Consider the following 10,729-nt stretch of genomic DNA (forward strand, 5'->3'; position numbering starts at 1 on the left):
TCTTGTATAATGAAAGGAGAACTGAAAAAATCTGTACTGCAGTCGTTGAAAGAGTTTCAGGCAAGGGCAAAAGCACAGGAGCAGGAAAATAAAGAAGTAGAAAAATCCAAAGCACATAAGAAGGGGGATGTAGAATTATGATGAATCTGGCAATGAACTTTGATACAGACGAATGTTCAGTAACGGCAATGTTTGATAAAGGAAACAGAAATGACACAATGGAAGCAATCGACCATATCATTCCATTTCTAAAAGGGGATGCGGATATGATTAGGCTTGTCTGCAATACCCTAAGAAAGCTGTTATGCATGAGTGATGAAGGCTATGAGACTTTTCTTATGGACTTGGAAGATTATAAATCGGAACTGGAAGAGAGGGAATGAATTCAAGCCAGAGTGCAGTATAGCAGGTGAAAGATGAGAAGCGAAGGAAAAAGTGTCAGCATTGAGAAGTGTTAACAGGTATATATTGGAAGAATTCAGCCAGGGGAACTCTGGCTGATATAAAAACACATCTGCAGAAATAGTGACTGAAGAAATTTTGAGTAGTGGAATTGGGAAGAAGTATTTAGATACTATAATAAAGAGATTAGCTGGCTTGTATACTAACAGAGAGGACATAGTAAACAGATTTGCGTTATTATCAGGGATTGTAGGGAGATTCCGAAGAGCTTTTGTTCAGATGATGAAACAATAGGATTGGTACAGGAAATATATGGAACAAAAGTTAATAAAGGGATTTGTTGCGTTTTCTGCTATAATAATCTGCCAGCAAAGAATGTGTTGTCTGAATATGTTTGTGATTATAAGAAACGAGCAGGGTTATTTCAAAGATCAGCAGATTTAGAGTAGTTCTTTTTTTTCTGAGAGAAAATTAAAAATCGTTTTTGGTTCTTCTGGAGAGTGATTATAGCGTTTGGGAAACATCCGGAGAAACCATTACCTCAGAGTGTCGTAAAGTTCTTTATCAAAGAAGGCTTTGAGATGCCCTTTCTTTTTTATGCAAATCTTTTCTCTTGTCTACATATATAAACCTAAGAAAAAGCTTGACGTTTAAATATTACAAGTGTAATATTTAAGAAAATATGAAAAAAGGAGAAATAAAACTATATGAGAAAAAAGAAAAGAAAAAAACACACGAAGATTATTACAAAAATAGTTTTATTTAGCGGTATATTGATTGGTGGTGGAATCGGTATTGTAACAATAATGAATTGTAATGTTCCTGAAAAAAGACTAATGGAATATATGAAATATATTGAAAAAGGGGAATATGAGCAAATGTATGCCATGCTGGATCAGAAAAAAAGCAGCATGAACAGTAAGGAAGAATTTATAGAACGAAATTCTAAAATATATGAAGGCATTGAGATGTCTGATCTGTCCATAACCGATATTACAGTAAAAAGACAAGAAAACGGAAATGCGGCAGTTTCCTATACAACAAATATGCAGACTGCTGGAGGAAATGTAGAATTTACCAACGATGCGGTATTTTCACATGATTGGACAGGATATCATTTAATCTGGCAGGATCAGTTGATTTTTCCAGAGTTATCTGCAACGGATAAAGTTCAGGTAACGTCAGAAGAAGCAAAGAGAGGAGATATTTTAGACAGAAATGGTCGTCAGTTGGCTGGAGAGGGAACTGCATCTTCGGTAGGAATTGTTCCGGGCAGGATGGAGAACAGAGAAGATACAATAAAAAAACTGGCAGAGTATCTTGGAATTGGAGCAGACGAAATTGAGGATAAGTTAAAAGCCGGTTGGGTAAAAGCAGATTCTTTTGTACCAGTAGCAACAATTCCTAAAATACAAGAGGTCGATCTTTTGACAGTGAATCCGGATAAAACTGTTCTGGAAGAAAAAGAAAAGCAGGACACATTATTGAAGATTCCAGGTATTATGTTATCTGATGTAAAAGTACGAACTTATTATCTAAAAGAAGCTGCCTCTCATCTGGTAGGGTATGTACAGAGCGGTTACAGCCGAAGATTTGCAGGAACATAAAGGGGAAGGGTATCGTACAAACAGTGTGATTGGAAAGACTGGACTGGAAACGCTTTATGAAAAAGAACTAAAAGGAACGGATGGGTGTGAAATCTGTATTGTAGATGCAAATGGAAATAAAAAAAGTGTTATTGCATATGAGCCTAGAAAAGATGGAGAAGATATCCATACTACGATTGATGGTGATCTTCAAAGTACTCTTTATGAACAATTTAAAGAAGACAGAGGATGTTCTGTAGCTTTGAATCCTTATACAGGGGAAGTATTGGCGTTGGTAAGTACGCCATCTTATGATAATAATGATTTTGTACGTGGAATGGACAACAGCCAGTGGAGTGCATTAAATGAAAATGAAGACAGGCCTTTATACAACCGCTTTCGCCAGACATGGTGTCCTGGCTCAACTTTTAAACCTGTAATTGCTGCAATTGGATTAAAAGTGGGGGCATTTACTGCAAATGACGATTTTGGAAATGAGGGTCTGGCGTGGCAGAAAGATTCCTCGTGGGGAGATTATACAGTGACTACACTTCATGATTATGAACCTGTGATCTTGAAAAATGCGCTTATTTATTCAGATAATATTTATTTTGCAAAAGCAGCATTAAAAATTGGTGCGGATCAACTGATGCAGTCTCTAAATCAAATAGGATTTAATCAGGAACTTCCATTTGATATTAAAATGTCAGAGTCCCAATATTCTAATATGGACAAGATAGAAACAGAAATCCAGCTTGCTGACAGTGGGTATGGACAGGGACAGATTCTGGTAAATCCTTTGCATCTTGCAAGCATTTATACGGCTTTTCTAAATGATGGAAATATGATAAAGCCATATCTTCACGCGGATGGTGGAAGCACTTCCAGTGAAATCTGGATAAAAGATGCTTTTTCACCACAAATTGTTTCGGAGGTTATGGAGGGGTTAGAGGGTGTAGTGAATAACCCGGAAGGAACTGGTTATGGAGCATGCCGGGAAGACATTAGATTAGCAGGAAAAACCGGAACAGCGGAACTGAAAGCTACAAAAGAAGATACATCTGGAACAGAAATTGGCTGGTTTACAGTTTTTACTACAGATAGAGATACAAAGAATCCTATTTTGCTCATCAGTATGGTAGAGAATGTGAAAGATATTGGAGGAAGCGGTTATGTGGTGGAAAAGGATAAGGCGATACTGGATGAATATCTTGGTAATGAATAATTTTTACCTTTAAATATTACAAATGTAAGAGGAAAATGATATGAAAAAAATTTGGAAAATATTTGTGGGAGTTATTTTTCTTGCTGTCTGTAGTGGATGTGGCATAAAGAAAGAGCAGAAAAAGACAATTGAAGATACGAAAGAAAAAATTTACAGAGAGTGTGAAATGCTGGCAGAAGGCTATCGGAACATATATGAGAATGCTGTGAAAAAAAATGCACTATATGAGCTGAGTACAATACAAAAAAGTATGGATTATTTTGGAAAATATGGATATGCAGTAATTGATTCCTACAATCAGCTGGATATGGTTCAAAGTATTAAAGTAGATGATTTTTTGAAAAAAGCAGAAAAAGAGAAGAATGGAAAAACTACTATATTTCAAGTTATAGCAGGGGATCATTTTATCCGGTATGATCTGAAAACCAAACAGGGGAAAATAGACGTTGAAGTAAGCTCTTTTAAATGGAAAGAGGACACTTGGCAGGAAACATATTATCATGAGTTTAGAGCTAATTCATGGAAATATACAGAAAACGGGTATTTCTTTATAGAAGAATATCATCCGGCAGGATATGATGGACCGTCTGGATATCGGGCCTTTCGGGTAGTGCCGTTAAATAAAAAATGCAGGGAGCTGAATCGAAAATATATACTTCCTTTTGGATATACACTTAATAAATTGTTTACTTCTAATTGGAGTGAAAAAAATTATGATGGAATAAATTTTTATGATGTTTTTGACCGTTTACTTTCAATGGAAGAAAAAACTGATGAATTTAAGGAAGGAAAGACTTATGAAATCCCAAAAGAATCATTTGAAGCGATATTTCAAAAATATTTTAATATAAGCGCAGAGATACTGCAGACAGGAACGGTATTTCACACGGAAACACAGACATATCGGTATCGAACCAGAGGAATCGTATATGATTTTGCTCCCACACCATATATTCCATATCCGGAAGTTGTTTCCTACATAGAAAATCAAGATGGAACAATAACACTGGAAGTAAATGCGGTATGGCCACAAAAAGAATTAGATCAGGCGTTTTGTCATAGCGTAACCATTCGGCTGTTAGATAAAGATAGATTTCAATATGTATCCAATTATGTATCAAGGTCAGAAATAGAGGTTACCTGGTATACGGAAAGATTATCAGACGAAAAGTGGGAGGAATGTTATGGAGATAATTGATATGAGTACAAAAAGAAAACTGAAAAAGATGGTGAGTGTTTTATTTATTTTGGGATGCTTTTTCATAGGAAATACAAAATGTAAAGGGGCTGATTTAGAATATATTTCACAGGAAACTGCGAATTATGCTGTACAAGAAAGAGGATATGATTTGCCAGTAGATGAAGTCGTGAAAGAAGAAGCTATTGAAGATTGTAAGAATGTTATGAATCAGATGAAAGCCATTTATCAAAAGGCGGATAAAGGAACTTCATCGAATGTAGTAGTTTCTGAGACAGTAATGGAAAAAATGCAGGAAGTATTAAAGGAAAAAAATGTCCCTGTTATTACATCAGCGCCGTATTCAAATATGGCTAATTATTCTAAAATGGAAGAATTTCTTTTCAGGGCAGAACAGGATCTGCCAGGAGATATCGTCTTATATAGGATTAACAGGGATGGTGGGATAGAAAGACTCAAATTCAATTATGATGGGACAGATATGTATTTGTTGGCTGCGAAAGTTGTTTGGGGTATGAACGACAATCCATCTATTGTATATGTTTCGTATACAAGGATAGAAGAATGGAAATATACAGAAAAAGGCTGGTTTGGTTATACGCTATGTGTTCCAAAATATCCGGAAGTATCAGAAGCGGTTGATGGCAGTTCTATGATAAGAATTAAACCTTTAAGTGATGAATGCAGGGAAGTTTCAAAGAGGTGTGTGTATTTGCTTGGATATCAGGGGAATAATCTTTTATGTTCTGATTGGGATAGATCTGATATGGAAGGGTTAGATTATAATGGTTTATATGAATATTTATATCGAATGAAATACGGGGAGAGATATGAGTTTTCAGGTAACTCAAGTGGAATTCCGGCAGAAGAGTTTGAAAATCTGATAATGGAGTTTTTGCCGATAACAGCGGAGCAAATTAAAAAATGGGCAGCATTTGATTCGGAACATCAAACTTATGACTGGGAACGATTAGGTTGTTTAAATTATAGCCCTACTTATTTTGGAACATCTTTACCGGAGGTCGTTGAAATAAGAGATAGCGGAGAGGGAAACAATGTGCTGGTTGTTGATGCTGTATGTGATACATTTATATGTAATGATGCCGTTATTACAAGTGAGCTGACTGTTAAGCTCAACGATGATAAGAGTTTTAAATATATGGGGAATAAAATTCTGAATAATGGTACGAAAGAAGTTCCCAAATATCAATATAGAATAAAAAGAAAGAACTGATAACAACTATCAGCCCTTTCATATTTGTTAATTCCATATATGTAATTTTTTTAAGATATCAGAAGTGATTTCAAATGCTTTTTTGCCAGTTGCATTAGAATCACTTTGGATATTGGTTGCAAAATAATAGCTGTTATCGGAAGTTTCTACATATCCGATAAACCAGCCGTTGATATCCTGTCCGTTGACACGACCGGTTCCAGTTTTTCCGTAGAAATTACCATTAGGTGTACTGGCAATTTTTATAGCATTTTTAACAGAAAATACATTTTGGGAATTTAGATGGAATTCATTTGTGTTAAATTTTTTCAATAATGTTACTTGCTCTAAAGGCGAGATTTTTAATGAAAAATCGGACCAGTATAAATCCAGATTTGAACTGGTTGTCTGGTTTCCATATTCTATTTTATTCAAAAATTCCTGGACTCTGTTAATTCCGAGCTGCGAATCAATTGCCTGGAAATACCAGTTAACGGAATTTTGCATAGCAGAGTTTAAATCCTGATCAGCTTCCCAGGATGGAAAAGGAAAGGCATCACCATTCCATGTCATGGAAGAGTGTTCTGGTGTGATGATTTCGGATTCCAACCCTAATAATGCATCGTATATTTTGTAGGTAGACTCTGGCGGAATACGTTTGGTGGCTTCTTCAAGATCGTATATTTTCCAGGAATCCAAATTATTGTCATACAAAACAAATGATCCATCATATGTTCCAAATGTTTCGGATATATCTAACAGGGAGATATTTTTGTCTGTATCACTAAAATGATATACGCTTTGAGTAGAGGCATCAATGGATAAAATGGGTGTACATCCAATAAAAACAGCACTAATGACCAGATAAATTATCAATGCTCTCATTTTTTGATAAAGAGTTTCTTTCCTAAAAACGGCGATGTTGAGAATACGTCGTTTCATCTGCCTGAAATTTCCGGACATTCCAACTGCCAGTGGAGAGGAAAAAGAGGATATTTTTTCTGCAAAATTAATCAGTGTAGTTCCATAAGCTTGGTATTCATCAGCAGAAATCATCTGCAATACAGCAGAATCACAGGCTATTTCACGGTCACAGAGAATTTCTTTTAAAGTGTACCAAACAAAAGGGTTAAACCAGTAGAGTATATTACTTATGACCATGAGGAAGCCAATAAATGTATCTTTGTGACGGTAATGCTGTAATTCGTGTAGCAGCATAAAACGCATATCATCAGGATTCAGTTCGGAAATTAAATGGATGGGAATGTAAATTCTGGGATGTATTATTCCGATTAAAACTGGTGATTTTAAAAATGCAGTACTGTAGACTGATACTGGGTGAGAGATTTTAAGTTCCTTTAAACAATTGTAATAAATAGTTTTTACCTGCTGATTTTGAAGCGGGAGAGCAGATCTTTTTATGGAACGTACATAGTTTAATGAATGAAGGGTGAGGACTGACATAATCATAACACCCGTTATCCATATTAGAAAGAGTATGATATTCAAGCCTCCAGAAAATTGACTACTGATGGAAACTGAAAAATCATTCACCTGGTTTAACAAAATATTTTGTGTATTACTGGTAAGTTCGGATAGCGTGTCGGTACCAGAGTTAAGTCCTGAGTCAGTTTGAAAAAAATGTAACCATGAAAAAAGTTGTGAGCCATGAATCTGTACAGGAAAAAATGGCACGGCAAGTAGTAAAAATAAAAGAAAACAGAGATGGTACTGTGTAGCCGCAGATAAATATTTTTTCAGAAGTTTTTTTGTTCCGATTATTACAAGTGTAAAAATACATATGAAGATATTACTGATTAAAAAGTGGATAATCCAGTTGCTCATTCAAAACCTCCTATTTCTGATGTTTTGATAATAAATGGCGTAAGTTATCAATTTCTGTTGAAGAGAGCTTATCGTCTTCAAGGTAAGAAGCCAGCATAGAAGAAAGATTTCCATTATAATATCGCTTTAAAAAAGAATTGCTTTCCTGGCGTATATATTCATCTTCTTGGACTAATGGAGTATAGACAAATACCCGGCTTTGTTTTTCGTAGGAAAGAGCTTTTTTGGAAACAAGTCTCTTGATAAGAGTTTGAATTGTTTTTGGACTCCAGCTGGTAGTTAGAGTAAGTTTTTCTGTAATTTCATTTGTATTGATGGGAGCATATTTCCATACAATTTTCATAACTTCAAATTCGGCTTCTGAAATTTGGGGTAGTGACATAATAAAATCCTCCTGCTAAATCCTACATATGTAATAAATATATTATATTACTTGTAGAAGAAAAAAGTCAAATGGCAGATGATATATAGAATATAAAATTAATAATGTAGAGGCAATAAAGGTGAAAAAGATAGAAATTATTGAGAGAATCACAGATGCTAATGGAAGCATAAGTGAAAACATATTGACTAGCTGGGAACATAAAAACCAATTCATACCGGAAATTATAAGGTTTGGAGAATTAAAAATATATCTACAGGAACGAATTGTTAAAAAGAATGATAGTGATGTTCATCTTTCAAAATATGAATATGATATTTTACTTCTTTTAGCGAAAAGTCCAGGTAGAATATTTGGAAAAGAAATGGTTTATGATTTGGTGTGGAATGAACCTTATTCCGGTGATTATAATGTGGTTATGCGACATATCTGCAATATCAGAGAAAAAATAGAAGATGATCCTGGACAACCATTATATATACAAACAGTACGAGGTGTAGGATATCGGTTTAACGGGAATTTAGGCAGCGAGTGAAATCACTGCCTATTATTATGGTTTTACAAAGAAGGAAGTTTGTTATGAGAAGATCTTTGTATTTCAGGAGCATCCTGTTTGAGATATTTGGACAGATTTTGATGTATCAATTCCAACTCTTTTATTTCTTGCTTAAAGGAAACGTATTGAGTATTTAGTGATTCCTTTCTGGAAATAAGATCTGCAATTTGCTCTTGTAACTTATTGGAATTAAGATGCTTTTCAGATCCATGCCATTTTCCTGTAAAATATGTTCAGCACCCGCGAAAAGAATAATTTGAGATTCATATTTACGGAAATAACGATCCGGATCTTTGGAACTTTTATAATGGTCATCGTAAATTTTATTTTTCTGATATTGTTTGGCATATTTTAGCATTTCTCGAAGATGACGTATCTGAGACTCGAGAGAAACAACAGAGGTATTTACCTCTTTTTGCTGCATATGTAACAAGGCTATGCGGTCTTCAAGTTCTGAAAAATTATGTAGATTATGTGTGAGCATCTTGTTATATTCAGCAGAGACAATTTTTAAATTTTCCTTATTTGCCCATTTCTGAAGTCCAATGTTTCCTGCTATATTGGGAGTGTTGGTGTCTATTAACTTATTACGAACAGAAGGAACAGTAGTTCTGTGAAGCTTATTATTAATGCGTTCTTTGATACGTTCTTTAGTAAAGTTTTTTCCTAAAGATTTAGCACTTCCACGCACTGGACGGGACATATCGGGAGAACGAAAGGTAATGTATTTCCTGCTGTTTTCGCCAAATTCTGCGTTTTTTATTTCATATCCCTTAGCTTCCATAAATGCAAGAAATTCTGAGTAAGTGGAAACGATTCGGATTGTCTGGTTGATATCTTTTCGCAGCTGCGCTTTTTTACTGGATTCAGATTTATTTGCAGCCCATTCATTGTATTTCATTCCTTTTTTACCATCTGGCATAATTGTGGACAGGTTATGTTCCTGGCATAAAGTGTCGCTGAGATTTCGTATTTTCCAGTAATTCTTTTTACAGTCATGATAATGAGAAAAAGTGATATTATCTGCAGCACAGAAAATCAAATGGTTATGTACATGACCTTTATCAGTGTGTGTTGTCAGAACATAGGAGTATTTTCCCTCCAGTAAGCGATCCGCAAGTTCTTTGCCAATTTGATGGGCTTCTTCATAGGAAACTTCACCAGGGGAAAATGCCTGAATCAGATGAAATGCCTTATTTGTATTGTGCGGGATCTCTGCAGTCATGTGTATGATCCAAAGTGTATTTAAAGTCAAGAACGGCTGTTTCGGGAGAGCAGGCAAAGGAAGAAATATATAGATTCTGGTCAGTTTTATCTGGATTGCAGATGTATTCTATTGCTTTATTAACGGTTGTTTTGATACCATGGATTTTTGTAACTGCCATATTTTTTCCATTAACTCCTTTATATCGTCCAGGTCCTTTGGGTAAACTGTATTGGTACTGTTTATACGATGGGTGATCTGATTCAAATTGCTGCTGATATTGCCCAACAGGGTATTCATTTTTCGGATATGAGAGTAGTCTACTTCATATACAAATCCATATAAGATCATTTTCCGTAGAAAGGCAGATTTGCTTTTCATCCTGGAAAGACGATATTTTTCTTCTAAAATGTATTGTTCGTCATCATTCAAATAAAATTGTACGGGATGAATTCTGGTACGTTTGCTCATTGAAATCCTCCAATTCGTTTTTTTCTATAAAAAAGAGTACAAAAAAACTGTCTAACCAGTTCGGCTATGACAGTTATATTACTTGGCTGTATGATGTTTTGGATAGATGTGTCTACAGTTTATTTTAACAGGAGTAGGCGGAAGCGTCAAATTAAGAAATTATAAAATATAAGAGGGCCAGGGATACCTTTCAGAAAAATCTCTGATCGGCTTCCGGCTATTTATTCCGGATATGTATAAGTTGATCTTTGCAACAGGATATTTTCCCAATCTCGTTCATGGCGCAACACTCGGAGAATATGAATCTCTTTTGTCTCTTCCATTATAATATAAAAAATAATAGATGGCGGAAAAGATCTTTTATGTATGGAATATCCTCTGTACAGAATTTGAGTTCGGGGAAAGGCAGTACTGAACTGGCCTAAATTCTGCATTTGTTCTTTCAGATCAGATTGAAAACGGTCAGCACGTTGCTGGCCGAATTCTTCTTCAATATAATCTGCAATGTCTGTGACATCGTAAATTGCTTCCCAGATTAAAATAATTTTATATTCTTGCATTTCTTCGTGCATCCCTTAATTCTGTGATTTTGCGAAAAGCATCTTCCAGTGGCAATTCACGACCAGCTTCCATATCATCAATTCCCC

At 35.3% G+C, this 10,729-nt stretch carries 9 protein-coding genes and 2 pseudogenes; 5 read left to right on the forward strand and 6 right to left on the reverse strand.

The genetic code is table 11. The annotated features are described in order from the left end of the window. Positions 1-137 precede the first annotated feature (137 nt). The 4 genes and pseudogenes from AC075L_RS21485 to AC075L_RS21500 all read left to right on the forward strand — a co-directional run bounded on the left by AC075L_RS21485 (position 138) and on the right by AC075L_RS21500 (position 5,645). Entirely contained in the window at positions 138-383 is a 246-nt protein-coding gene (locus AC075L_RS21485) for a transposon-transfer assisting family protein (RefSeq protein WP_062807812.1), read from the forward strand. A 726-nt stretch (positions 384-1,109) separates the two neighbouring features. After that, positions 1,110-3,213: pseudogene (locus AC075L_RS21490) on the forward strand (penicillin-binding transpeptidase domain-containing protein). 40 nt (positions 3,214-3,253) lie between these two features. Next, the gene (locus AC075L_RS21495) at positions 3,254-4,411 is read left to right on the forward strand and encodes a DUF6070 family protein (protein WP_118409639.1); all 1,158 of its coding nucleotides are present in this window, start codon (positions 3,254-3,256) and stop codon (positions 4,409-4,411) included. Next, positions 4,398-5,645 (forward strand): DUF6070 family protein, encoded by a 1,248-nt coding sequence (locus AC075L_RS21500; protein WP_118409640.1) that lies wholly within the window; start codon positions 4,398-4,400, stop codon positions 5,643-5,645. The genes AC075L_RS21495 and AC075L_RS21500 overlap by 14 nt, the downstream gene beginning before the upstream one ends. A gap of 27 nt (positions 5,646-5,672) precedes the next feature. Here the strand turns inward: AC075L_RS21500 and AC075L_RS21505 are convergent, their stop codons facing one another. Both AC075L_RS21505 and AC075L_RS21510 read right to left on the reverse strand, forming a co-directional pair. Continuing rightward, a complete protein-coding gene (locus tag AC075L_RS21505; protein ID WP_118409641.1) occupies positions 5,673-7,469 on the reverse strand; it encodes a BlaR1 family beta-lactam sensor/signal transducer in 1,797 nt (598 codons plus the stop codon). Positions 7,470-7,479: 10 nt separating this feature from the next. Continuing rightward, complete coding sequence (locus tag AC075L_RS21510; protein WP_092073165.1) at positions 7,480-7,854, reverse strand: BlaI/MecI/CopY family transcriptional regulator; 375 nt, start codon at positions 7,852-7,854, stop codon at positions 7,480-7,482. A gap of 118 nt (positions 7,855-7,972) precedes the next feature. Between AC075L_RS21510 and AC075L_RS21515 the strand changes: the two genes are divergently transcribed. After that, positions 7,973-8,386, forward strand: a complete 414-nt coding sequence (locus AC075L_RS21515; RefSeq protein WP_005426519.1) for a winged helix-turn-helix domain-containing protein — start codon at positions 7,973-7,975, stop codon at positions 8,384-8,386. Positions 8,387-8,540: 154 nt separating this feature from the next. Here the strand turns inward: AC075L_RS21515 and AC075L_RS21520 are convergent, their stop codons facing one another. The 4 genes and pseudogenes from AC075L_RS21520 to AC075L_RS21535 all read right to left on the reverse strand — a co-directional run bounded on the left by AC075L_RS21520 (position 8,541) and on the right by AC075L_RS21535 (position 10,642). Continuing rightward, entirely contained in the window at positions 8,541-9,308 is a 768-nt protein-coding gene (locus AC075L_RS21520) for a hypothetical protein (protein WP_476388183.1), read from the reverse strand. Positions 9,309-9,398: 90 nt separating this feature from the next. Next, positions 9,399-9,632 (reverse strand): annotated as a pseudogene (locus AC075L_RS21525) (relaxase/mobilization nuclease domain-containing protein); the annotation flags it as partial. A 108-nt stretch (positions 9,633-9,740) separates the two neighbouring features. Continuing rightward, on the reverse strand, positions 9,741-10,082 hold the full coding sequence (locus AC075L_RS21530) for a plasmid mobilization protein (RefSeq protein ID WP_005426517.1): 342 nt from the start codon (positions 10,080-10,082) through the stop codon (positions 9,741-9,743). 221 nt (positions 10,083-10,303) lie between these two features. Further along, a complete protein-coding gene (locus tag AC075L_RS21535; protein ID WP_118409643.1) occupies positions 10,304-10,642 on the reverse strand; it encodes a type II toxin-antitoxin system RelE/ParE family toxin in 339 nt (112 codons plus the stop codon). Positions 10,643-10,729: the final 87 nt, after the last annotated feature.

This window comes from Blautia sp. ZXY-1-B12 (genome assembly GCF_056339915.1).

Excerpts from the sequence above, each read along its gene's own strand:
- AC075L_RS21500 (WP_118409640.1), top strand. The coding sequence starts at position 4,398 with ATGGAGATAATTGATATGAGTACAAAAAGAAAACTGAAAAAGATGGTG.
- AC075L_RS21530 (WP_005426517.1), bottom strand. The coding sequence starts at position 10,082 with ATGAGCAAACGTACCAGAATTCATCCCGTACAATTTTATTTGAATGAT.
- AC075L_RS21520 (WP_476388183.1), bottom strand. The coding sequence starts at position 9,308 with ATGAAATACAATGAATGGGCTGCAAATAAATCTGAATCCAGTAAAAAA.
- AC075L_RS21535 (WP_118409643.1), bottom strand. The coding sequence starts at position 10,642 with ATGCAAGAATATAAAATTATTTTAATCTGGGAAGCAATTTACGATGTC.
- AC075L_RS21485 (WP_062807812.1), top strand. The coding sequence starts at position 138 with ATGATGAATCTGGCAATGAACTTTGATACAGACGAATGTTCAGTAACG.
- AC075L_RS21495 (WP_118409639.1), top strand. The coding sequence starts at position 3,254 with ATGAAAAAAATTTGGAAAATATTTGTGGGAGTTATTTTTCTTGCTGTC.
- AC075L_RS21505 (WP_118409641.1), bottom strand. The coding sequence starts at position 7,469 with ATGAGCAACTGGATTATCCACTTTTTAATCAGTAATATCTTCATATGT.